At 70.5% G+C, this 21981-nt stretch carries 20 protein-coding genes; 8 read left to right on the top strand and 12 right to left on the bottom strand.

The window, feature by feature from the left end; all coding sequences use genetic code 11:
* Window positions 1-266 precede the first annotated feature (266 nt).
* Window positions 267-1715, bottom strand: a complete 1449-nt coding sequence (locus ABT367_RS33135) for an amidase (protein ID WP_352256978.1) — start codon at window positions 1713-1715, stop codon at window positions 267-269.
* A 38-nt stretch (window positions 1716-1753) separates the two neighbouring features.
* Window positions 1754-3400 carry an ABC transporter substrate-binding protein gene (locus ABT367_RS33130; RefSeq protein WP_352256977.1) on the bottom strand — a complete coding sequence of 549 codons (1647 nt, stop codon included), beginning with the start codon at window positions 3398-3400 and terminating at the stop codon, window positions 1754-1756.
* 269 nt (window positions 3401-3669) lie between these two features.
* Here ABT367_RS33130 and ABT367_RS33125 point away from each other — a divergent pair, with 269 nt between their 5' ends.
* The gene (locus tag ABT367_RS33125; RefSeq protein WP_352256976.1) at window positions 3670-4131 is read left to right on the top strand and encodes a DUF3237 domain-containing protein; all 462 of its coding nucleotides are present in this window, start codon (window positions 3670-3672) and stop codon (window positions 4129-4131) included.
* A gap of 42 nt (window positions 4132-4173) precedes the next feature.
* Here ABT367_RS33125 and ABT367_RS33120 read toward each other — a convergent pair whose 3' ends face one another.
* Window positions 4174-4587, bottom strand: coding sequence for a MarR family winged helix-turn-helix transcriptional regulator (locus ABT367_RS33120; RefSeq protein ID WP_352256975.1), 414 nt, complete (start codon window positions 4585-4587; stop codon window positions 4174-4176).
* A 274-nt stretch (window positions 4588-4861) separates the two neighbouring features.
* Between ABT367_RS33120 and ABT367_RS33115 the strand changes: the two genes are divergently transcribed.
* From ABT367_RS33115 to ABT367_RS33100, 4 genes are read left to right on the top strand one after another with little or no spacing between them, the layout of a single operon-like run.
* On the top strand, window positions 4862-5773 hold the full coding sequence (locus tag ABT367_RS33115; RefSeq protein WP_352256974.1) for an SDR family oxidoreductase: 912 nt from the start codon (window positions 4862-4864) through the stop codon (window positions 5771-5773).
* Window position 5774: 1 nt separating this feature from the next.
* The gene (locus tag ABT367_RS33110) at window positions 5775-6689 is read left to right on the top strand and encodes an amidohydrolase family protein (protein ID WP_352256973.1); all 915 of its coding nucleotides are present in this window, start codon (window positions 5775-5777) and stop codon (window positions 6687-6689) included.
* Window positions 6690-6700: 11 nt separating this feature from the next.
* On the top strand, window positions 6701-8260 hold the full coding sequence (locus ABT367_RS33105) for an acyl-CoA synthetase (protein WP_352256972.1): 1560 nt from the start codon (window positions 6701-6703) through the stop codon (window positions 8258-8260).
* Window positions 8261-8302: 42 nt separating this feature from the next.
* On the top strand, window positions 8303-8761 hold the full coding sequence (locus ABT367_RS33100) for a MaoC family dehydratase (RefSeq protein WP_352256971.1): 459 nt from the start codon (window positions 8303-8305) through the stop codon (window positions 8759-8761).
* Between the two features lie 102 nt (window positions 8762-8863).
* On the opposite strand, the gene ABT367_RS33095 is transcribed toward ABT367_RS33100, so the two are convergent.
* Together ABT367_RS33095 and ABT367_RS33090 are read right to left on the bottom strand one after the other, a co-directional pair.
* Window positions 8864-9544, bottom strand: a complete 681-nt coding sequence (locus ABT367_RS33095; protein ID WP_352256970.1) for a hypothetical protein — start codon at window positions 9542-9544, stop codon at window positions 8864-8866.
* A 115-nt stretch (window positions 9545-9659) separates the two neighbouring features.
* Entirely contained in the window at window positions 9660-10400 is a 741-nt protein-coding gene (locus tag ABT367_RS33090) for a TetR/AcrR family transcriptional regulator (protein ID WP_352256969.1), read from the bottom strand.
* Window positions 10401-10521: 121 nt separating this feature from the next.
* On the opposite strand from ABT367_RS33090, the gene ABT367_RS33085 reads away from it, so the two are divergent.
* Together ABT367_RS33085 and ABT367_RS33080 are read left to right on the top strand one after the other, a co-directional pair.
* Window positions 10522-11118: an NADPH-dependent FMN reductase gene (locus ABT367_RS33085; protein WP_352256968.1), complete on the top strand. Its 597-nt coding sequence runs from the start codon at window positions 10522-10524 to the stop codon at window positions 11116-11118.
* Between the two features lie 31 nt (window positions 11119-11149).
* Complete coding sequence (locus ABT367_RS33080; protein WP_352256967.1) at window positions 11150-12682, top strand: MDR family MFS transporter; 1533 nt, start codon at window positions 11150-11152, stop codon at window positions 12680-12682.
* 18 nt (window positions 12683-12700) lie between these two features.
* Here ABT367_RS33080 and ABT367_RS33075 read toward each other — a convergent pair whose 3' ends face one another.
* On the bottom strand, window positions 12701-14410 hold the full coding sequence (locus ABT367_RS33075) for a sigma factor (RefSeq protein WP_352256966.1): 1710 nt from the start codon (window positions 14408-14410) through the stop codon (window positions 12701-12703).
* A 212-nt stretch (window positions 14411-14622) separates the two neighbouring features.
* On the opposite strand from ABT367_RS33075, the gene ABT367_RS33070 reads away from it, so the two are divergent.
* On the top strand, window positions 14623-15024 hold the full coding sequence (locus ABT367_RS33070) for an SsgA family sporulation/cell division regulator (RefSeq protein ID WP_352256965.1): 402 nt from the start codon (window positions 14623-14625) through the stop codon (window positions 15022-15024).
* 39 nt (window positions 15025-15063) lie between these two features.
* Here the strand turns inward: ABT367_RS33070 and ABT367_RS33065 are convergent, their stop codons facing one another.
* The 6 genes from ABT367_RS33065 to ABT367_RS33040 all read right to left on the bottom strand — a co-directional run.
* A complete protein-coding gene (locus ABT367_RS33065; RefSeq protein WP_352256964.1) occupies window positions 15064-15825 on the bottom strand; it encodes an ABC transporter ATP-binding protein in 762 nt (253 codons plus the stop codon).
* Window positions 15822-17693 (bottom strand): branched-chain amino acid ABC transporter ATP-binding protein/permease, encoded by a 1872-nt coding sequence (locus ABT367_RS33060; protein ID WP_352256963.1) that lies wholly within the window; start codon window positions 17691-17693, stop codon window positions 15822-15824. The genes ABT367_RS33065 and ABT367_RS33060 overlap by 4 nt, the downstream gene beginning before the upstream one ends.
* Window positions 17690-18559: a branched-chain amino acid ABC transporter permease gene (locus ABT367_RS33055; protein WP_352256962.1), complete on the bottom strand. Its 870-nt coding sequence runs from the start codon at window positions 18557-18559 to the stop codon at window positions 17690-17692. Before ABT367_RS33055 ends, ABT367_RS33060 begins: the two co-directional genes overlap by 4 nt.
* Before the next feature lie 17 nt (window positions 18560-18576).
* A complete protein-coding gene (locus ABT367_RS33050) occupies window positions 18577-19731 on the bottom strand; it encodes an ABC transporter substrate-binding protein (protein ID WP_352256961.1) in 1155 nt (384 codons plus the stop codon).
* 52 nt (window positions 19732-19783) lie between these two features.
* Window positions 19784-21568, bottom strand: coding sequence for a thiamine pyrophosphate-binding protein (locus ABT367_RS33045; RefSeq protein WP_352256960.1), 1785 nt, complete (start codon window positions 21566-21568; stop codon window positions 19784-19786).
* Window positions 21565-21981: aldehyde dehydrogenase family protein (locus tag ABT367_RS33040; RefSeq protein ID WP_352256959.1), on the bottom strand; the 417-nt coding region annotated here is incomplete at its 5' end. The genes ABT367_RS33040 and ABT367_RS33045, both read right to left, overlap by 4 nt.

Raw genomic sequence — 21981 nt, 5'->3', positions numbered from 1 at the left:
GGGGGGGGGGGGGGGGCGGCCCCCCCGGGGGGGGGGCGGGGGGCCCCCCCCCCCGGGGGTTCCCCCCCATGGGGGGGCATGGGGGGGGGGGAGGGGGGGCCCCCCCCCCGCTGTACCCCCCCCCACGCCCCCCGCCCACTCAAACGTATGGAGGGGCCGGGCCACTTCGCGCTGTGACGCGCGCGCACCGCACCGGACAGCGCTGTGCCCGGCGGCCGTTGGCGGCCGCCGGGCACACCGGCGCGGACGGGAGAGAACGCTGGGGGTCAGCTCTCCCGCGCCCAGGCGAAGGACGGCCGGCTGCGCGGTGCCCTCGCCTCGATGTCCGATGCCACGTGGAGCAGCAGGTCCTCCGTGAAGCGTCCGCCGATGAGCTGGACGCCGGAGGGCAGGCCGTCGCGCAGGCCGGTGGGGACGGAGACGGCGGGCAGACCGAGGACCGGGACCGCCTGCATCGGCCATTGCGCGGCGAGGAGTTCGGCCATGCGGGAGTCGCCCGCGAGGTCGGCGTCCTGCTCGAACGGCACTTCGGCGGCGACGGGGGTCAGCACGACGCGGTCCTGGCCCAGGTAGCGCTGAAGGCGGCCGATCAGTGTGCCTCGCCGGGCGTAGCCCCGGATGTAGTCGGTGAGGGAGGGCTGTTCGCCCCAGATCTGCGCGGCGGCCCGGAAGGAGGAGGCCAGGGAGTCGCGGACGGCGTCGTCGCCGAACATCTCGATCTCGGTCATCATCGTCTTGAGCTCTTGGTACAGCAGCAGTGACCAGAGCCGGGCGGCCTCGCCGAGTTCGGGGAGTTCCACCTCCTCCACCTCGTGGCCGGCCTCGGTGAGCCAGCGGGCAGCGTCGTCGAGCGCCGCGTCCACGGCGGGCTGGGCCTTGACCACACCCGCGTCGCGTACGAGGGCGACCTTGACGCGTCCGGGTGTGCCCAGCGGCGGGCGCACCGGCAGTCCGACGGGGTCGTCGAGGTCCGGCGTCACCATGGCGTGCAGGCCGAACCGTACGTCGTCGACGGTCCAGCCGAGGGGACCGTGCACCGCCATGGTCTGGAACGACAGCGGGCTGTCGAACTCCTCGGCGCCGCGCGGCTCCACGCCGGAGATCAGGCCCACGGTGGGGCGCAGACCGACGGCGCCGCAGCAGTAGGCGGGGAACCGGACGGAGCCGCCGATGTCGTTGCCCTGCGCGATCGGGGTCATGCCGGCGGCGAGCGCGGCCGCCGCGCCTCCGGAGGAGCCGCCCGGGGTGTGACCGGGGTGCCACGGGTTGAGCGTCTTGCCGTGCAGGTCGTTGGAGGTGAACCACCGTACGGCGAAGGCGGGGCTGTTGCTGCGGCCCAACAGGGTTGCGCCGGCCTCGCGCAGCGCGGCGACGCACACGGCGTCGCCCTGGGCGACGGCACCGGCCCAGGCCGCCACGCCGTGCGAACTGGCGAAGCCGCGCTGCGAGGTATTGATCTTGATGGAAACGGGGACGCCGAGCAGCGGCGGCAGCTCCCCGCCGGCGGCGACGGCCGCGTCGGCTTCGGCGGCCTGGGCGAGCACTTCGTCGGGCCGTATGTCGACCAGCGCGTTGACGTGGGGGTTGGTCTCCTCGGCGCGTGCGAGGAACGCCTGCGCGACCTCGGTCGCGGAGAAGCTCTTCTCCCGTATCCCGGCGGCCAGTTCGGCGGCCGGACGGTCCCACAGCGGCTTGTCGCCCGCGGTCTTGGTCATCGTCGTCTCCAAAGGGGAGGGAAGGGAGGAGGGAGGGGTCATTTGCCGGTGCCGCCGAGGTGCGCGGCCCACGGCATGCTCATGTAGGCGAAGGAGGGCGGTGCACCGCTGATGCGCTTGTTCATGAACATCCGCTCGTGCGTGGTGGCCAGGAACACCGCCGAAGTGGTGGGCGTGAACAGGGCCTGGGCCTTCGTGTAGGCCTCGGCCGAAGCGGCCGGGTCGGAGGCGGTACGCGCCTGGTCGAGCAGCCGGGTGACCTCGGGATCCTCGTAACCCGTCCAGTTGAAGATGCCGCGCGGTGTGACGCTCTCGGCGACGTAGGACGCCGGATCGGTCATGCCCACGTAGCCGAAGGTGAGCACGAGATCGAGGCCCTTGCGTACGGACGGGTCGTAGAAGAGGGAGGACATCTCGGTGGGCTGGAGCTGCTTGATCTCGATGCCGAGGCCGATCTTCTCCGCGGCGGCCTGGATGAACGTCAGCGCCTGGAGCGACCGTTGGTCACCGGCGGGTATGGCCGCCACCAGCGGACGTGACGGGGCACCGGCCTGGGCGAGAAGCTTCTTCGCCTTCTCCTCGTCCGGTTCGGGCACGTCGGGCAGCGCGGCGTAGGCGGTGTCGAACGCGTCGGCGGCCGGATCGCCTCGCCAGGTCGTGGGCGGGACAAGGGACTTGAGGGTGGTGGCGGCCCCGCCGAACACGTTCTTGATCAGGGCCTCGCGGTCGACGACCAGGGAGAGCGCGTCGAGCAGCCGGCGGTCGGCCGCGGGTGACTCGGCGTGCCCCGGGATCAGCAGCACGTTCTGCGTCGACGGGCCGAGGTGCAGCGCGCCGTTGTCGGCCTTGGCGAGTGCGGTGGCACTGCTGGGCGGCAGTTCGTACGTGCCGTCCACCTCACCGGAAAGCAACGCGCTGGTCAGGGTGTTGCTGTTGGTGATGAACTGGAACTCGATCCGCTGCACTTTCGCCTCGAGCGCCGTGTCCCAGTAGGAGTCGTTGCGCTCCAGAGTGATGGAGCTGCCGGACTTCCAGGAGCCCAGCTTGTACGGGCCCGTACACATCAGGCCGCCCTTGGGCGAGCCGTAGGCGGGACCGGCCTTCTCGGCGTACGACTTCTTGCTGACCGCGCCGAACGAGGTGGCCAGCGCCTTGGGCAGGGTCTGGTCGTACCCCTTGGTGCGCAGCGTCACGCGCTGGGGGCCGTCGGCCTCGATCGCGGTGACGTCGGCCAGGTAATTGCCGTACAGGGCCTGCGTCTTGGGGTCGCGCTGGCGCTCGAGGCTGTGGACGACGTCCTCGGAGGTCATGGGGGAGCCGTCCCAGAACCGCACGCCGCGGCGGAGGTGGATCACCAGCGTGCGGTCGTCGGACCAGCCGACCTTCTCGGCGAGCCCCGGGCTCAGGGAGAAGTCGGCGTTCATCCGCGTCAGGGTGTCACAGAGGTTCGCGCCGACCGTCTGGGGTGAGTAGTCACCGACCTTCGCCGGATCCAGCGTGGTCGGTTCCCCGTAGGGCAGGGCCCAGGTCACGCGGTCGACCTCGGAGGTGCCGGGCGGCGTGGTGGTGGACAGGCGCCCGGGTCCGGGGGTGTCGTCGGTGCCGCTCGGTGCACCGCTGCACGCCGTGGCGACCATGAGTCCCACGACGGCGCACGCCGCCGGCACCGTTTTCTTCGCAGCCATAGCTGATGCTCCTTGCCGAGAGGAGGGGGGAAGAGAGGGATGGTGAGGAGGGCAGGGATGGTGAGGGAACGCGAGGGGGAACGCCCGACATGGGGGGGGGAGATGCGCAAGCTCGAAGCAGCGTCGTAAATGAATGTCATATAACGCTGTTGCATGTCACGCTTGCATCTGGTGAGCTAACGCGTCAAGAGCAAGGCGTGACCCTCTCGCGGACAGCCCGCGAGGAACTGGGGATGCGCCGACTCCTCTCACAGATGCGGAGAACCGCCATGACCTTCACTCCCGCCCTCGACTTCGCCTTCGAGATCCGTGCCGAGGTCTCCGAGTCGCTGCACATCGGCAACGGCGATGGAGAAGTCACCGAGTTCACCCCGATCACCGGCGGCAGTGTCGACGGCCCCCGGCTGCGCGGCAAGGTCCTGCCGGGCGGCGGCGACTGGAGCAGTACGCGCGGCGAGGTCTGCGAACTGGAGGCGCGCTACCTGCTGCAGGCGGAGGACGGCGCGGTGATCGACATCGTCAACCGCGGCTACTACCGGCCCAAGGCCGACTGTCCGGACCAGTTCGACGGGGACCTCCAGGTGACCGAGGCCGGCCACTACTACCGCACGTCCCCGGTCTTCCGTACGGACGCGGTCGCCCACCGCTGGCTCGCCGAGACCGTCTTCGTCGGGCTGGCCCGTCCCGACGGCGACAAGGCCGTGATCATCCGCATGTACGCCCTCAAGTAGCCACTCCCGGCCGCCCGGTGGGCCCTGACGGGGCCCGCCCGGCTAGGCCAGCGCGCGCCATGCCTTGATCAGTGACGCGCGGAGCTGATCCGTTTCCTCGCTGCTCAGCTCGGCGACCATGCGCTCCTCCAGCGCGCGGGCGGGCTCCGCGTACTGGGCGAGCAGCTTCCGTCCCGGGTCCGCGAGCAGGATGAGGCGTTCGCGGCGGTTGGCGGGGTTGGGCTCGCGGCGGATCAACTCCCGGCTTTCCAGGGCCCGGACCATGTCGGCCATCGTCTGGGCCGTGACGAAGGAGTCGCGGGCGAGCTGAGCGGCCGAGACCCCGTCGCGCCGCTCGAGGACGGTGAGGGCGGTGTACTGCAGCGCCGTGATCCCGGCGGGCTTGAGAAGTTCCTCCAGGCGGGCCCGCACGGCCAGTTCGGTGCGCTTGATCAGGTACAGCAGTGAGGTGCTCACGGCCCCCGGCTTCCTCTCGTTTCGTGCCGCCTCTGCGGCGGTGGCCCCAGCCTAGGCCATTGACAGGAATCCTGTTGATTGCCCAGACTGGCCGAGCGTTCATCAGGATTCCTGTCAATGCGGCCCTGTGCCCGTGCCTGTGCTTGCGCTTGTGCCTGAGTCCGTGCCCGTGCCCGTGCTCCGTGCCCACGCCTGTGGCACGGCGCATCCGAGGTCGTATCCACCACCACGCTCCCCACGTATCCACTCGCACCACGTACGAGAGGTTCCCCGCATGGATCTTCAGGGCAAAGTCGCCGTCGTCACCGGCAGCGGACGCGGCCTCGGGCTCGGCTACGCGCAGGCACTCGCCGCGGCGGGCGCCGCCGTCGTCGTCAACGACATCGACCAGGCGGCGGTCGACTCGGCCGTCGCCGCGATCCGGTCGCAGGGCGGAACGGCGGCCGGTGTCGTCGCCGCCGTCGGCGACAGCGAGTCCGCCGAACGCCTGGTCCGGGCGGCGGTCGAGGAGTTCGGCCGCCTGGACGTGCTGGTGACCAACGCCGGCATCCTGCGCGACCGCGTGCTGTGGAAGATGACCGACGACGACTTCGACGCCGTCGTCCGCGTCCACCTGCGCGGCACCTTCACCTGTGCGCGAGCGGCCGCCGTACGGATGCGGGAACAGGGCACCGGCGGACGGCTCATCCTCGTCTCCTCGCCGGCCGGGCAGCGCGGCAACTTCGGCCAGACCAACTACGCCGCCGCCAAGGCCGGCATCGTCGCCATGGCCCGCACCTGGGCGCTTGAGCTGGGGCGCGCCGGCATCACCGTCAACGCCTTGGTCCCGGTGGCCGCCACCGAAATGACCAAGACCATCCCGGCGTTCGCCCCCGTCATCGCGGAGGCCGAGCGCACCGGAGCGCCGCTGCCCGACTGGCTGCGCAAGGACGAGGGCCTGGGCACCGTCGAGGACGTCTCCGGCCTTGTCACCTTCCTTGCGTCGGACGCCTCGAAGGACGTCACCGGTCAGGCCATAGGCATCGGCGGCGACCGCCTCGCGCTGTGGGCCCACCCCAAGGAGAAGGCCGTGGCCTTCGCCGACGGCGGCTGGGACGCCGACGCCATCGCGGCCGCATGGGCCGACGGTGTGGGCGGCGACCCCGAGACCTACGGCATCCCCGCACCCCAGCCCCGGCAGGCGTGACATGGCCGACCTCACGCTCGACCTCGACCGGCTGACCGCCATCGACATGCACACTCACGCGGAGGTCTCCAAGGACGGCCACGGCGCGCTGAGCCCCGAGCTGTTCGGCGCCTCCGAGGCGTACTTCAAGGCCCACGGCCATCGGCAGCCGACCATTGACGAGATGGCCGACCACTACCGCGAACGCCGCATGGCGGCCGTGGTGTTCACCGTCGACGCCGAACACGCCACCGGGCACCCGCGTATCTCCAACGAGGAGATAGCCGAGAGCTGCGCCGCCCACGCCGACGTCCTGATCCCCTTCGCCTCCATCGACCCGCACAAGGGCCGTGCGGGCGTACGGGAGGCGCGGCGGCTTGTCGAGCACTATGGGGTGCGCGGGTTCAAGTTCCACCCGAGCATCCAGGCGTTCTCGCCGAACGATCCGCTCGCCTACCCGCTGTACGAGGCCATCGAGGAACTCGGCGTGCCCGCCCTCTTCCACACCGGCCAGACCGGCATCGGTGCGGGTGTCCCCGGTGGCGGCGGCATCCGCCTGAAGTACTCGAACCCCATGCTGGTCGACGATGTCGCCGTGGATTTCCCGGAGTTGCGGATCATCCTCGCCCATCCGTCCTTCCCCTGGCAGGACGAGGCCCTCGCGGTGGCCACGCACAAGCCGTACGTGTACATCGACCTGTCCGGCTGGTCCCCGAAGTACTTCCCGCCCCAGCTCGTGCGCTACGCCAACAGTCTGCTCAAGGACAAGGTCCTGTTCGGGTCCGACTATCCCGTGATCACGCCCGACCGGTGGCTCGCCGACTTCGAGAAGCTCGACATCAAGCCGGAGGTTCGGCCCAAGATCCTCAAGGACAACGCCGCCCGCCTGCTCGGCTTGAGCGGCTCCTCCTCGTCGGCATCCGCGACCACCGACTGAAGGAGCCGTACGTGCTGAACCAAGGCATCGGCTCCTGGCCGGCGCGCAGGGCCCGCAAGACCCCCGGCCGGATCGCCGTGGTGCACGAGGACCGCACCTGGACCTACCGCCAACTCGACGAACGCGTCCAGCGTCTCGCGCACGCCCTGCGCGGCCTCGGCGTCCGGCGCGGCGACCGCGTCGCCTACCTGGGGCCCAACCACCCCACTGTGTTGGAGACGCTGTTCGCGGCCGGGGTGCTCGGAGCGGTCTTCGTCCCGCTCAACACCCGCCTCGCCACACCCGAGTTGGCCTACAACCTCACTGACGCAGGCGTCACTGTTCTTGTCCATGCTCCCGAAGCGGCCGAAGCCCCCGAAGCGGCCGAGGCGGTCATAGCCGCCGAGACCGCGGGCGTGCGGCACCGGATCGCACTTGCCGGCCCGGACGACAAGGGCGCGCTCGGCTACGAGGAACTGCTCGCCGGGGCCGAACCCGCCCCGCTCGACGAGCCGGTGGCACCGGACGACCCGTGCATCATCATGTACACCTCCGGCACCAGCGGCCGCCCCAAGGGCGCCGTGCTCTCCCACGCCAACCTCACCTGGAACAGCGTCAACGTCCTCGTCGACACCGACCTTGCCGCCGACGAGGTGACCCTCGTCGTGGCGCCGCTGTTCCACACCGCCGGACTCAACATGACCTGCCTGCCCACCCTGCTCAAAGGCGGCCGGGTCGTACTCCTCGGCTCCTTCGAACCCGGTCGCGTCCTCGACCTCATCGAACGCCGGCGTGTGACCTACATGTTCGGAGTCCCGACGATGTACGACGCCATGGCGGCGCATCCGCTCTGGCCGGCCACGGACCTGTCCAGCCTGCGCACCCTCAACTGCGGCGGCGCCCCCGTCCCGGCCCGCACGATCGCCACGTATCTCGATCGCGGTCTGGCCTTCAGCCAGGGGTACGGGATGACCGAGGCATCGCCCGGCGTGCTCTTCCTCGACCGCGAACAGACCTCGGCCAAGGCGGGTTCGGCCGGCGTGCCGCACTTCTTCACCGACCTACGCGTGGTCCGGCCCGACGGCCGCGAGGCCGGCCCGCAGGAGCACGGGGAAATCCTCGTGCAGGGCCCCCACGTCATGACCGGCTACTGGGGCCGGCCCGCTGAGACCGAGGCCGCGTTCGCCGAAGGCGGCTGGTTGCGCACAGGTGATGTCGCACGGGCCGATGCCGACGGATTCGTGTACCTCGTCGACCGGATCAAGGACATGTACGTCTCCGGCGGCGAGAACGTCTCCCCGGCCGAGGTCGAGGACGCGCTCCTCACCCACCCCGCCGTCGCCGAATGCGCCGTCATCGGGGTGCCGGACCGGGTGTGGGGCGAGGTCGGGCGGGCCGTGGTCGTGCTCAGGCCCGGGGCGCGCGCCGAGGAGGAGGACGTGCTCGGGCATCTGCGCGGCCGGCTCGCCAAGTACAAGATCCCCAAGTCCGTGGTCGTGACCGACGAGCTGCCCCGTACGGCCACCGGAAAGATCATCAAGCCCGCTGTACGCGAGGCCTATGCGGCCGCCGGCGACAGCGAGCGTCCCTGACTCCCGTATCGACGACTCCCGTATCACCGAAAGGACACCACCATGCCCACCACCGCCAACGGGCTCGACGCTCTCCTGTCCCTCAGCGGAGCCGACCTCGGGCGCACCGAGTGGCGTGAGATCACCCAGGACCGGGTGAACACGTTCGCCGATGCCACCGACGACCACCAGTGGATCCACACGGACCCCGAGAAGGCCAAGGCCGGGCCCTTCGGCGGTCCGATCGCGCACGGCTACCTCACGCTCTCGCTGATCATCCCGCTCTTCGGGGAACTCCTGACCATCACCGGCGTCACGATGAGCGTCAACTACGGCCTGGAGAAAGTCCGTTTCCCCAGCCCGGTGCCGGTGGGCGCGAAGATCCGCCTGCACGGAGCCGTGGGCACGGTGGAAGAGGTCAAGGGCAACGGTGTGCAGATGCCGCTGACGCTCACGGTCGAAGTCGAAGGCAGCGACAAGCCGGCCTGCGTCGCCCAGGCCGTCTACCGCCACTACGCCTGACCGGGGCTCAAGAAAGCGGTGCGGCAATCGCCAGGGTTGCGCCGAGGATCGTGAGCCGGCGGAGAAGGATGATCCTTCGTCGGTAGCCTGCGCTGATCTCCGTCATTTCTTCACCGCGTCCCACGCGCCCGCGCCGAAGCTGCGCAGCAGGGAGATCAGCGCGGCGCCCAGGCGCCAGTCCACGCCTGGGGTGTGCAGGTGGAGTTTGTCGCCACCCGATCTGAACTCCAGCGGGACCTGGCCGTTCGCGCGCCACCGGATGCGGCGTGGGGGGCGTGCGAGACCGCCCTCGTTGCCAGGGGTGCCGTCGATCACGCTGATCACCAGGATCAGCACCATGAAGGGCAGCAGCAGCCACCACATCCACCACCACGCGATCCGGCCCTTGAGTCCCACCGCCTCGACACCGTCGGACTGCGTCACGATCCAGCGCGTACGCAGCCTCCCGCCGCGGAGCGCCTTCTCGCGCACGATGGTGCCGAGCAACTCGCCGTGGGCGCCGAGTACCTGGAATCGCGCGACGCCGCCGGTGGCCGACAGAGTGGTCACGGTGGCCACCCGTGCCGTGCGGCGGTCATCGGCCCACAGCGCGAAGGAACGGGCCCCGCTCGCACGGGCCTTGCGGTAGGCCGGGATGCCGCCGGGCGGGAGTTCGCGCTCGACGTACACAGCCGAAGGGGCCGGTCCTGACGCGTCGGAGAAGCTGACCGTGGTCCGTACTTTGTCCGGGTCGCGGACCTCCACCCCTCTAGGGGCGCTGTACATGGTCACCACGTTGCTCATGCGGCATGCTCCTCGGTGCGTCGCCCGGTACGGCTCGAGTTTCACTGACGGGAGATCTATCAGACAGCCGCCGCATGCCCGGGCGGCGGGGCTCCCGCACCGAGTGCAGGGAGGGTCAGATGCCGAGGCGCTTCGCGATGCCGTCGAGGACGCAGTCGAGGCCGAACTCGAACGACCAATCGTGGTCGTCCTTGCGTGCCGCCTCCAGGCCGTAACGCTCGTAGGCGGGGTAACGGCCCGTGCTCATCAGGTAATTCATCTGCGGGGCGAGCGCCTTTCGGGTCTCCTCGCCGCCGGACCAGCCGTGCCGCTCCTGGTACTCGCGCAGGATGATCTCGGCCTGAGTGGAGCCGTGCACATAGGAGTTGACCGTCCGGAAGGCGGCCATCATCGAGTCGGCATCCAGGTCGCACGCGGCGAGCGCCGCCAACTGCTGTTCGGCCACGGCCATCCGCGACGGTGTGAGCGAGATCAGCGGAATGGACCCCATCCACGGGTGCGCCAGCATCAACTCCCGTGTCTGCAGGGCGAAGGAGCGCAGCACCTCCCGCCACCCCGCGGACTCGTCCGGCGCCGCCAGCTGCCGGGAGACCCGGTCGATCATGAGCGCCCAGAGGTCGTCCTTGCCCGCCACATGACGGTAGGCCGCCATGGGGGCGACGCCGAGTTTCGTGGCGAGACGGCGCATGGTGACGGCGGCGGCGCCCTCCTCGTCGGCGATCTCGACGGCCGCAGCCGCGATCCGCTCCAGGCTCAGTGAGGCTCGGGGCGCCGGCGCGGGCCGCTCCATGCGCTCCCAGAGAGAGGGCTCCACGGGCTCCGCGACCTTGCTCTGGTTCTGCTTCCGGGCCGCCATGGCACAGCTCCTCGTCCTCACACGATGTCGCGTACAGCGTATCCCTCGTTGTGGACGACGTACACAACGATGTGTACGTTGTACTCATTCAGATACGTCGTACACAACCAGGGGGTCCGTCATGCCTGCCACCACCGCCTCGCTCCGCGTCGCCGTAATCGCCGGCTCCACCCGCGAGGGCCGTTTCGGGCCGGTCGTGACGAACTGGCTCAGCAGCCACCTCGAGCAGCGGGAGGACATGGAGGCCGATGTCATCGACCTCGCGGAGACCCCGCTGCCGACCGTGCTCCCGGCCTTCGGCGGGCAGCTGTCGCCCGGCACCAAGCAGGCGCTCGACCTCGTGTCGCCGCGGCTCGCCGCCGCCGACGCGTTCGTGTTCGTCACGCCCGAGTACAACCACAGCTATACGGCGCCCCTGAAGAACGCCATCGACTGGCACAACGAGCAGTGGCACGGCAAGCCGGTCGCGTTCGTCTCGTACGGGGGGCTGTCGGGCGGCCTGCGCGCGGTGGAGCATCTGCGGGTCGTCATGGCCGAGTTGAACGCCACGACCATCCGCAACACGGTCAGCTTCCACGAGGCCTGGACCCGGTTCGACGAGTCCGGCGCCGTCACGGACCAGGCCGCCGACACCGCCGCGAAGGCGCTGCTCGATCAGCTGGCCTGGTGGGCCCACGCCCTGCGCGACGCCAAGTCCCTTCGCTCGTACGTCGCCTGAGCGGCCCGCGAACCGGAACCGGAGAGACGCCATGACGCAACGTACGGACGCGAAGCAACCCCAATCCAGCACGACGGACGAGGCACCTGCCCCGCCCTCCCGGCTCGTCATCCTCGGCCTGTTGCTCGGCATCGTGCTCGCCACGCTCGACGGCACCATCGTCGGCACCGCCCTGCCCACCATCGTCGGAGACCTGGGCGGGCTCGACCAGCTGTCCTGGGTGCTCACCGCCTATCTGCTCACCATGGCGGTCTCCACACCGATATGGGGCAAGGTCGGTGATCTGTACGGCCGCAAGGGCAGCTACCTCACGGCCATCGCGCTCTTCCTCGTCGGCTCAGTGCTGTGCGGACTCGCCCAGGACATGGGCCAGTTGATCGCGTTCCGGGCGCTGCAGGGTCTGGGCGCGGGCGGACTGTTCGTGGGAGCTCTCTCCCTCATCGGCACCCTGCTCGCGCCGGCGGAGGCCGGGCGCGCCCAGGCGCTCATCGGAGTGCTGCTGCCCGCCGCGACCATCGGCGGACCGCTGCTCGGCGGCTTCCTCACCGACCAGTGGGACTGGCGCTGGGTGTTCTACGTCAATGTGCCGGTCGGCGCCGTGGCGCTCGCCGTCATCGGCCTCGGGGTGCGGCTGCGCACCGAACGCACGAAGGCACGGATCGACCTCGCCGGCGCGGGGCTCCTGACGGCCGCCATCCTCACGCTGACCCTGCTCGCGACCTGGGCGGGGACGACCTACGCCTGGACGTCGCCCCAGATCATCGGTCTCGGTCTGGCGTCCGCGGCCTCGCTCGCCGCCTTCGTACGCGCGGAACGACGCGCCCCTGAACCGGTGATCCCGCCCCGGCTGTTCCGCGACCGCAACTTCACGGTGGCGCAGATCCTGAGCTTCGTCACGGGTGCGGCCATGCTGGCGGCGGCGAGCTATCTGCCGCAGTACATGCAGTTCGTGCAGGGCATGTCGTCCACACAGAGCGGTCTGCTGCTCGTTCCGCTGATGCTCGGCATGATCGGCTCGCAGCTCGTCATCGGCCGGCGTGTGGGCGAAGGCGGCCGCTACCGCGGCTACCCGATCGCGGGCGGCGCGCTCGCCACGGCCGGGGCCCTGGCCCTGCTGACCCTCGGCACCGACACGATCGCGGCCCTGGCCTCCGGGCTCACGTTCGTCCTCGGGGTGGGCATCGGCTGCCTGATGCAGCCGACGATGCTGATCACGATGAACAGCGCCGAACCGCGCGACATGGGCGCGGCCAGCGGCACGCTGACCCTGCTGCGCACCATCGGCGGCTCACTCGGCGTCGCGGTCCTCGGCTCCGTCTTCACGAACCGGCTCGCCGCCACCGTTACGGACCACCTCGGCGCGGACGGGGAGCGGCTGACCGGCGGTGAACTCACCCCCGCGCTCCTGCGCGACCTGCCCGCTCCGGTCCAGGACGCGTTCCGGTCCGGCGTCGTCGACGGCCTGCACGGTGTCGCGCTCGGCACGGCAGCGCTGTGCGCTGTGACGTTCGCGGTGTCCTGGCTGATCAGGGAGGTTCCGTTGCGGGGCGCGGAGCCTTCATAACTGTGCAGGTGCGCTTCCCTATCCACCGGTGGTGTAGCAGACGGTGACGGTGATGCCGCCACGAAGGATGTCGTGGCAGACGGGCGCGGGGTCGACTGGCTCGGTGGTGGGTGGCGGGTCGACGGGCGCGGGGTCGACTGGCTCGGTGGTGGGTGGCGGGTCGACGGGCGCGGGGTCGACTGGCTCGGTGGGCGGCGGGTCGACAGGTTCGGTGGGCGCTGGGTCGACGGGAGGCTGCACCGGGTCGGAGGGTGCGGGCGTGCCGGGGTCGGGCTCCGCCGGAACGGGGTTGACGGGTTGCGGAGTTACGGGTTCGGGGGAGGGCTGCACCGGATCGGGTTCCGGAGCCGCCGGCTCGGTGGGCGCGGTGACCGCAGGATCGGTCGGTGTGTCTGCCGCCGGGGGCTGGTCAGGCTGCGCCGCGGGGGCGGGGTTCGTGGCGGTCTCCGCCTGCGGGGGTGTCCCTTCTGCCGCCGGGTCCTTCGGGGGCTCGGGGAGGCCGGGTTCGGCAGCCGGACCCGGCGGATCCTGAGGCGCCTGCGAAGGCGGATCCTGGGGCGCCTGCAACGGCGCGTCCTGCGGCGGGGCGGCATCGTGCCGCTCCTCCGGGGTCTGAGGCGGCACGTGGATCTCGTCGGCCATCCCCAAGAGCGGGCTCGCAGGAACGGCGGGGGGAGTGGCCTGGACAGCCGCGGGTTGGTGCGTCGCGGTACGCGGCGCAGGGAGCGGCTGCTCGGCAGCGCCGGCCAGCAGCGCCACGCCGACGGCCGCCCCCGTCACGCCGAGACCGACGGCTCCGAGAACAGCCGAGGGAAGCTTGAACCCGCCGCTGACGACGTGCGCCACCACGTGATCCGCTCCGCTCGAAGCAGGCGCGGAGTGCGGAGCGGCCGTGGACGAACCGGTCGGCGCGGTCCCGGCCCCCGAGTTCGACGCTCCGGCCGCCGCCCCCGTGACCAGGGGCGCGAGGAACTTGGCCCCTCCGCCGAGGAACAGCACCAGGAGCGCCGGTCCGACCAGCGCGGCCAGGTGGTTGTTGGCCCGCGCGAGCAGCAGGTAGCGGGCGCGGCAGTCCTCGCATCCGTCCATGTGCGTGCGGAGCTGCTTCGCGTGCCGGGGCGCCGCCGCTTCTCGTACGAGAGCGGGTATTCGCTCCCAGTGGATCTCGCAGGCGGGGTCCTGCGGAGCGCCGGGATGGGCGCGCAGGAATGCCTGGCGCATCCCTTCGCGGGCCCGGTGCAGCAGCACCGCGGTGGCGCCGCGGCCGACGCCGATGCGGCGCCCGATCGCGTCCAGCGACTGATCTTCGGCCTCGGCCAGCCACAGGGCCTTGACCCACCGCTCAGGCAGCTGGCTGAGCACCCGACGCAGCAGGTCGACCTGGGAGATACGGGTACTCGGATCCGCGGCGGACGGCGCGAAGGTGACGGAGACCTGCTCGGACTCAGTCGTGCCCGCACCCGGCTCGACCGGCGTCTCACGGGCGAGATTGCCACCGACGGTAGTGGCAAGGTTGCGTACGGTGCGCATCAAGTACGCCGCGACGTTGTCGATCTCGTGCCCCGCGGACAGCCGCCGCCAGACCCTGAAGTGGGCCTCCGCGACCACGTCCTCGGCCAGCCAGGGGTTGCCGGTCAGTGAGCGGGCGTAGGCGACGAGTTGGGTCTGCTCTTCCTCGAAGACGCGCGCGTAGGCCGCGGCGTCGACGCCGGCGGATCCAGGGGTCATGGCAGGACACTCCACTGCGGATCGGGAGCTTGTCACTGTATGTACGAATTGCCCGATGCGGGTCCAAAATGTGGCGCAGACCACAGTGGTGCAGGTCACAGCAGGTCGCGCGGCAACTCGCGTAATACCCGAGCTCCTTCGCGAGTCGACCGGACATGGGGCGCGGACAACCCGCACGCTGCGCCCAGCCCACCGCCGAAGGAGCCGGATCGATGTCCCTCACGATCGAACAGTCCGTACGGGCCCGCCTCATCACCTCCGCCGAGAAGGAGCCGGCCGTCCGCGTCCTGCTCCGCTACGACAGCGCCGATCCCCTCGCGATCCACCTGATCTTCCCGCCGGAGGTGTCCCTGGACGGCCGCCCGGTTCCCTGGACCTTCGCCCGAGACCTCCTGGAGTCAGGCCTGAGCACCCCTTCGGGCGCAGGTGACGTGCACGTCTGGCCGTGCGGGCGGGCCCAGACGATCATCGAGTTCAGCGTGCCGGAAGGTGCGGCGCTCATCCAGATCGACACCGCTCCGCTGCGCCGGTTCCTGCTCCGCTCGTACGCGGTGATCGCGCCGGGCGAGGAGACGCTCACCTTCGACCTGAGCGCGTTGCTGCGGGATGTGTGAGTCGCGCACGTCCCCACCACGCGTCATCGCTCGTGGTCGTCACAGCCCGAGGTAGATCCTGCGTACCCGCTCGTCCCTGCTCAGTTCCTGCGCCGCACCGGTCATCGCCACCTCACCGTTCTCCATGACCAGGCAGTGGCTGGTGGCGCCGAAGGTGAGCTTGGCGTTCTGCTCCACGAGGAGGAGGCTCAGGCCTTCCTCGCGGAGTCGAAGGAGTACGTCGAGGATGCCGGAGACGAGTTTGGGGGAGAGCCCCATCGACGGCTCGTCCAGGAGCAGGATGCGCGGTTTGGCCATCAGGGCGCGGCCGATGGCGAGCATCTGCTGCTGCCCGCCGGACAGGGCCCCGGCCAGGCGGGTGCCCATCTCGCCGAGTACGGGGAACAGTTCGTGCACCTCCGCGAGGGTGGCGCGGGTCTCGTCGTCCCAGCGCCGTGCGTACGCGCCGAGAAGAAGGTTCTTCTCGACCGGGAGTCCGGGAAAGACATGGCGGCCCTCGGGGACGTAGCCGATGCCGTGCCGCACCATGTCGCGGGCCGGGACCTTCCCCAAGTCCCGCTCGCCCAGGGTGATCCGGCCGCCGCTGCGCGGCACCAATCCCATCAGGGCCTTGAGCGTGGAGGTCTTGCCCGCTCCATTGGCGCCGATGATGCCGACCGACTCGCCGGGCGCGATGCTGAAGCCGATGGAGCGGACCGCACAGACCCCGCCGTAGTGCACGGACAGGTCGTCGACGGTAAGAGTTGCCGCGTGTGCGGGCGCGGTGGCGCGCCTGCCGGGCAGCAGCGAGTGGATCTTCATCGGGCGGCCTCCTCGGAGTCGGACGGCGACGGCGACGGCTGCTCCGGCACCGGAGCCGTGAGCGGGGGTGCGGCTTCGCGGGCGTCCTGCGCCATCTCCGAGTCGCCGAGGTACGCCTCGATCACCGCAGGGCTCGCGACCACCTCGGCCGGCGTCCCTTCGGCGATGATCCGGCCGCCGGCGAACACGGTCACCTGCTCGCAGAGCGACATCACCAGACCCATGTTGTGTTCGATGAGGACCACGGTGGTGCCGCTGTCGCGGATGGAGCGCACCATGTGGGCGAGCTGCCCGACCTCCTCGCCGTTGAGTCCGGCGGCCGGTTCGTCGAGCAGCAGCAGGCGGGGCCGCGCGGCCATGGCGCGGGCGATCTCGATGCGGCGCTGGATGCCGTACGGAAGCGAACCGGGCGGAGTGTCCGCGAAGTCGGCGAGGCCGAAGCGGTCGAGGAGTTCCTGGGCCTGGGTGCGCAGACGGCTTTCCTGGCGCAGGACGCCGGGAGGCCACAGGACGTAGCGCCAGATGGTGTGGGTCCGGGTGCGGTCGAGCGCGACGAGGATGTTCTCGCGGACGGTGAGGTGCGAGAAGAGCCGCAGATTCTGGAACGTGCGGGCGACACCCAGCAGCGAGAGTGTGTACGGCCGGGTGGCCGTGGTGTCCCGCCCGGAGAGCCGGACCTGCCCCGATGTGGCCCGGTAGAAGCCGCTGACCACGTTGAACAGGGTGGTCTTTCCCGAGCCGTTGGGGCCGACGATGCCGCGGATCTCACCGGGCAGCACGGCGAGGGAGACGTCGTCGAGGGCGCGCAGGCCCCGGAAGTCCTTGGTGACGCCGCGGATGTCGAGCAGGGGTCCGGCGGCCTGATCGTCGGGCGGCGGGCTCACCTCGTACGGCTGGAAGGCGCGCAGTTCGGCCCGGGGCCCACCGGACGTACGGCTCCTTCGGCGGACAGCGTCCCGCACCAGGCCCGGGACCCCCGCGAGACCGGTCGGTGCGAAGACCACCATCAGCACGACGACGACGCCGTAACCGAGTTGGGCGTAGGTGGAGAAGTCGGAGAGCCACTCGCGGATCAAGGTCAGGCCGATCGCGCCGATGACGCAGCCCACCAGGGAACGGCGGCCGCCGATGATGACCATGGCGAGCAGGATGAACATGTTGGCGATGGAGAAGGTCTCGGGCGCGACGTACCGGATCAGGCCCGCGTAGAGGATGCCCGCCATGCCGCCGTACAGGGAGGCGAGGACGAAGGCGGTCATGCGCAGGAGCGGGATCTGGGCGCCCATCGCGCTCGCGGCGAGCGAGTCGTCGCGCATCGCGCGCAGCCGGCGTCCGAGCGCGGTGCGGACCACGAAGAGACCGAAGGCGAGGCCGAGGACGCAGACGACCAACTCGACGTAGTAGTAGAGGTATTCGCTGGACAGGTCGATACCGGGCAGTGTGGGCAGGGGGATGCCGGAGATCCCGTCGGCGCCGCCGGTGATCGTGGCGTTCGTGATCCAGTTGAGGAAGCCGAGCGCCAGGCCGAGCGTGACGATGCCGAGATAGTGGGACTGCATGCGCAACGCGGGCACCCCGACGAACAGCCCAGTTGCGACGGTTGCCAGGAGCGCGAGGGCGGAGGCCGCCCAGAAGCCGTAGCCGTTGTGGGTGGTGAGGATGGCGACCACGTAGGCGCCGACGCCGAAGAACGCCACCTGGGCCAGGTTGATCTGGCCGGAGATCCCCATGGCCAGGCCCATGCCGATCGCGAGCAGCGCGTAGATCAGGGCGATGTTCACGACGTGGATGGCGTAGCTTCCCAGGCCGTACGGCAGCAGCCAGGCCGCCACGATCATGGCCGCGAGTCCGCCGATGCGCAGCTTCATGCGCGGCTCACCGTCCTTTCCCCGAAGACGCCCATCGGGCGGATCATGATGGCGGCCGTGAAGACCAGGAAGGTCACGAGCACCGAGTAGCCCTGGAAGTGCCCGGCGGCGTACGAGTCGAGGACGCCGATCGCGAGGCCGCCGACCACGGCTCCGGGGATGGAGCCGAAGCCGCCGAGCATCGCGGCGGCGAATCCCTTGATGCCGAGGGCGCCGCCCAGTGAGGCGTCGACATACAGCATCGGACCGACCAGACCGCCGGCGAGGGCGGCGAGTCCCGCGCCGATGGAGAAGGCGAGGGCGTTGCTGCGGCCGACGTTGATGCCGACGGCGGTGGCCGCCTCGTGGTCCATGGCGACCGCCTGCATGGCGGCGCCGCGCTTGGTGCGGGCCAGGAACCAGGCGAGCCCGATCACGGCGAACGCCGCGACCGCCATGACGAGCAGGTCGTACGTGCGCACCCGCACCCCGAACACGTCGAGCGGCGCGGACCGGACGGGCGAGGGGACGGCCCGTCCCGTGGTGCCCCAGATGAGGATGGCGACGGCCTGCAGGACGATGCCGAAGCCGATCGTGCCGATCAGCATGAGGTCGAAGTCCTTGTTCTCGAGCGGGCGCAGCACCCGCTCGATGACCAGACCGATGGCACCGGTGACGACGATCGCCACCACCATCGCGAGGACGAACGGCATCTTGGACGTGAGGTAGAAGGTGGAGGCCGCGTACGCGCCGATCATGGCGATGTCGGCGTGCGCGAAGTTGACCAGGCCCATGGTGCGGTACACGAGGGAGAAGCCCATGGCGACCAGGGCGTAGACCGCCCCGAGGCTCAGACCTCCGACGAGTGTCTGCAACGTCTCCTGCATGCCGGTGTCCCCGTCGCCTACTGCTCGGCGACGAGCTTGCCGTCGCGGATCACGCCGATGGCGGTCTGCGTGATGCCGACGCCCGTCTCGTCATACGCGAAGTCGCCGAGGAGTCCGGCGTACCGGGTGGCCCGGATGGCGTCGGCGAGCTCCTTGCCGGTGGCGCCCTTGCTGGTGTCGAGGGCGGTGAGCAGGATGTTCGCGCCGTCGTACGCCTTGGCGCCGTGCATCTCGGCTTCTTCCTTGTACGCGGCCTTGTAGGCGTCGGCGAACTTCTCGGCGGCGGGGCTGACGTCATTGCTCAGATACGGGGAGCTGACGATGGTTCCCTCGACGGCGGCCTTGCCGGCGGTGTCCATGAACACCGGGGTGCCCTGCGGGGCGGCGCCCGCGAAGGGAGCGGTGATGCCGAGGTCGCGGGCCTGCTTGACGATCAGGCCGGCTTCGACCTCCTCCGAACCGATGAAGATCACCTCGGCCTTCTCGGCGCGGATCTTGGTGAGCGCGGAGCTGAAGTCCTTCTGGTCGGTGGTGACGATCTGGTCGGTGGAGGGGGTCACGCCCAGGTCCTTGGCGGCCTTGAGGAAGGCGTCGTGCTCGCCTTTCCCGAAGGAGCCGTTGTTCGTGATCATCGCGATGTTCTTGAACTGCTTCTCCTCGATCAGGTACTTGGCGAGGGTGGTGTCGTAGGTGGTGCTGGTCGGGCCGTTGAGGAAGAGGAACGGGCTCTTCTGGGCGACGAGTCCGTCGGACTGGCCGGAGGTGATGTTGGGGATCTCCGCCTGCTGCAGGACCGGGGCCATGGCGATGGTCACGGCACTCTCGGCCGTGCCGATCATGGCGATGTAGCCCTGGCTGTCCAGCTTGCGGGCGATGTTGGTGCCGGTGGTGGGGTCGCCCTGGTCGTCGAAGAGCTTGAGCTCGATCTTGCGACCGTTCACGCCGCCCTTCTTGTTCCACTCGTCGACGGCGAGCTTGGCGCCCTTGTACTCCCAGTCGCCGAGCGAACTGAGCTGCCCGCTCTGCGCGTTGACGACTGCGATCTTGATCGGTCCGGTGGTCGACTTGCTCTCGCTGCCGGACTCTCCGGGCGCGCTGCAGGCCGCCAGCGCGGTGGCGAGCGCGGCGGTGGCGGCTAGGACCAGCCGTGGATGTGCCGGATTGCGGGTCATGGGGATCACCTCGGTGTGTGCAGGGTCGGCAGGTTGAGGTGGTGCGGTCGGTTCAGTCGGCGAAGGACCCGCGGTAGATGTCCTTGATGTTCCAGTGGCCGGGCGTCGGCACCGGCTCGTTGACCATGGGCACGTCGATGACGGCGGGCACGCGCCGCTCCAGCGCGTCGGCCAGCGCCTTCGCCAGGTCGGCGGGTTCGGCCACCGAGTAGCCCCCGGCCCCGCAGGAGCGGCCGAGCGCGGCGAAGTCCGGGCTGTACGGGCGGCCTTCGGCGTCGGTGAACTCACAGCCGTACGAGCGGCCGAACGAAGCGGACTGGAGGTCGGCGATGGTGCCGTGGGCCCGGTTGTTCATCACCACGAAGAGCACCGGGAGGTTGCGCTCGACGGCCATGGGGATCGCAGGGAGCTGGGCGCTCATCCCGCCGTCGCCGATCAGGGCGACCACCGTGCGGTCCGGTTCGGCGAGCTGCACACCGACGGCGGCGGCCGGGCCGAAGCCCATGGTGGAGGCGCCGCCGGGCGTGATGAACCGTCCGGTCTCGGGGAGTTCGTAGCACTGCGCGACGCCGTTCTTGTTCCAGCCGACGTCGGTGACGAGCACGGCGTCATCGGGCAGGGCGTCGCGCAGGTCGGCGAGGATGCGCTGCGGCCGCAGCGGAAAGGCGTCGCTGCGGCCGTCCTCGCGTGCCGTGTCGAAGACGCCGCGGCGGGCGACGGCGATGGACTCGCGCAGCCCCGCGCGGGTGAGCGGCTCGGGACGCGCCGTGCGTACGGCTGCCCCGATGGCCCGTACGGCTTCGCCGACGTCGGACACGGCGCCGATCTCCACCGGGTAGTTACGGCCGATCTCCGCCGGGTCGATGTCGATCTGGATCAGCCTGCTCGGCGGGAAGTTCCAGGTGTGGGCCGGGTCCCAGGAGCTGGCGTCGGTCTCCGCGAACCGGGTGGCCAGGGCGAGGACGACATCGGCGCCCTTGGTGTGCGTATGCGTGGTCTCCAGGCCCCAGAAGCCCGGCATGCCGAGCAGCAGCGGGTGCCGGTCGGGCAGCACGCCCTTGCCCATCAGGGAGTGGGCGAGCGGGATGTCGAGGTGTTCGGCGAGTGCGAGCAGGTCCTGGCGGGCCCGGGGTTCGCGCAGGCCGCCGCCGAAGTAGATCAGCGGGCGTTCGGCCTCCAGGAGCATCCGTGCGATGCGCTCCGCGGTGGCCGTGTCCAGGGCCGGGCGGGAGGTGACGGCCGGGAGCGCGTGGTCGCCCGCGTAGGGCGCGACCCGTCGGCTGAAGTGGTCCATCGGCACGTTGACCAGCACTGCGCCGGGCCGCCCGGACGTGGCGGTCCAGAACGCCCGCTCCACGGTGCGGTGCAGGTCGGCCACTTGGTGCACGTGCCAGGTCCGCTTGCTGAACGGACCGAAGATCGCGGCCTGATCGGCGTCCGCGTGCAGGTTCACCTCCTGGTGGGGATGGCGGCCCGCGTAATACGAGGGGACGTCGCCGGAGATGACCACCAGCGGGACGGAGTCCATCGCGGCGGTGGCCACACCGGTGACCGCGTTCATCAACCCCGGGCCGACGTGCGTCAGGAGCACGCCGGGCTTGCCGCTGGCGCGGGCGTATCCGTCGGCGGCGTGTGCGGCGGCCTGTTCGTGGCGGGCGATCACGAACTCGACGGAGCTGGGGCCGAGTTCGTCGAGGAGGGCGATGTTGGTGTGGCCGCAGGTGCCGAAGACGTACTCGACTCCGTACGACTCGAGTTGGGCGACGAGGGCGCGGGCGGCGGTGACGGTGCCTTCCGCAGCAGGTTCGGCGGCGGAGGGCGTGGCGTTCTCGCTCATACGGAGGGCTCCTCGGCGGTGGCGTTCCGGGTGCCCCACACGGAATGACCGCGGAGCACGAGAGTCTTCACAACCGTGTAGTCGTCGATCATCGAGCGGGGTGTCTCGCGGCCGAACCCGGAGTCCTTCATCCCGCCGAACGGCACATGGTCCAGGCGGTAGTTGGAGGTGCCGCCGGCGATCAGGGCGCCCGTCTCCAGATCCCGCCAGGCGGTGAGGATGCGTCCCATATCGCGGGTGAACAGCCCGGCCTGGAGCCCGTAGCGGCTGGCGTTGCAGGTCTCGATGACGGCGTCGAACTCGTCGTAGGGAAGGACCGCCACCAGCGCGCCGAAGACCTCGTGCACCACGACCGAGGCGCTCTCGGGCGGCCCGGCGACGACTGTCGGGCGTGCGGTCGCGCCGTCCCGGGT

The organism is Streptomyces mesophilus (assembly GCF_040300965.1).
In the GTDB taxonomy this organism is placed as follows: domain Bacteria; phylum Actinomycetota; class Actinomycetes; order Streptomycetales; family Streptomycetaceae; genus Streptomyces; species Streptomyces mesophilus_A.
The sequence above is the reverse complement of the archived record's forward strand: the minus strand, read 5'-3'. Positions and strand labels throughout refer to the sequence as shown.

Excerpts from the sequence above, each read along its gene's own strand:
- ABT367_RS33135 (WP_352256978.1), bottom strand. The coding sequence starts at position 1,715 with ATGACCAAGACCGCGGGCGACAAGCCGCTGTGGGACCGTCCGGCCGCC.
- ABT367_RS33130 (WP_352256977.1), bottom strand. The coding sequence starts at position 3,400 with ATGGCTGCGAAGAAAACGGTGCCGGCGGCGTGCGCCGTCGTGGGACTC.
- ABT367_RS33125 (WP_352256976.1), top strand. The coding sequence starts at position 3,670 with ATGACCTTCACTCCCGCCCTCGACTTCGCCTTCGAGATCCGTGCCGAG.
- ABT367_RS33115 (WP_352256974.1), top strand. The coding sequence starts at position 4,862 with ATGGATCTTCAGGGCAAAGTCGCCGTCGTCACCGGCAGCGGACGCGGC.
- ABT367_RS33110 (WP_352256973.1), top strand. The coding sequence starts at position 5,775 with ATGGCCGACCTCACGCTCGACCTCGACCGGCTGACCGCCATCGACATG.
- ABT367_RS33100 (WP_352256971.1), top strand. The coding sequence starts at position 8,303 with ATGCCCACCACCGCCAACGGGCTCGACGCTCTCCTGTCCCTCAGCGGA.
- ABT367_RS33095 (WP_352256970.1), bottom strand. The coding sequence starts at position 9,544 with ATGAGCAACGTGGTGACCATGTACAGCGCCCCTAGAGGGGTGGAGGTC.
- ABT367_RS33090 (WP_352256969.1), bottom strand. The coding sequence starts at position 10,400 with ATGGCGGCCCGGAAGCAGAACCAGAGCAAGGTCGCGGAGCCCGTGGAG.
- ABT367_RS33085 (WP_352256968.1), top strand. The coding sequence starts at position 10,522 with ATGCCTGCCACCACCGCCTCGCTCCGCGTCGCCGTAATCGCCGGCTCC.
- ABT367_RS33080 (WP_352256967.1), top strand. The coding sequence starts at position 11,150 with ATGACGCAACGTACGGACGCGAAGCAACCCCAATCCAGCACGACGGAC.
- ABT367_RS33075 (WP_352256966.1), bottom strand. The coding sequence starts at position 14,410 with ATGACCCCTGGATCCGCCGGCGTCGACGCCGCGGCCTACGCGCGCGTC.
- ABT367_RS33070 (WP_352256965.1), top strand. The coding sequence starts at position 14,623 with ATGTCCCTCACGATCGAACAGTCCGTACGGGCCCGCCTCATCACCTCC.
- ABT367_RS33065 (WP_352256964.1), bottom strand. The coding sequence starts at position 15,825 with ATGAAGATCCACTCGCTGCTGCCCGGCAGGCGCGCCACCGCGCCCGCA.
- ABT367_RS33060 (WP_352256963.1), bottom strand. The coding sequence starts at position 17,693 with ATGAAGCTGCGCATCGGCGGACTCGCGGCCATGATCGTGGCGGCCTGG.
- ABT367_RS33055 (WP_352256962.1), bottom strand. The coding sequence starts at position 18,559 with ATGCAGGAGACGTTGCAGACACTCGTCGGAGGTCTGAGCCTCGGGGCG.
- ABT367_RS33050 (WP_352256961.1), bottom strand. The coding sequence starts at position 19,731 with ATGACCCGCAATCCGGCACATCCACGGCTGGTCCTAGCCGCCACCGCC.
- ABT367_RS33045 (WP_352256960.1), bottom strand. The coding sequence starts at position 21,568 with ATGAGCGAGAACGCCACGCCCTCCGCCGCCGAACCTGCTGCGGAAGGC.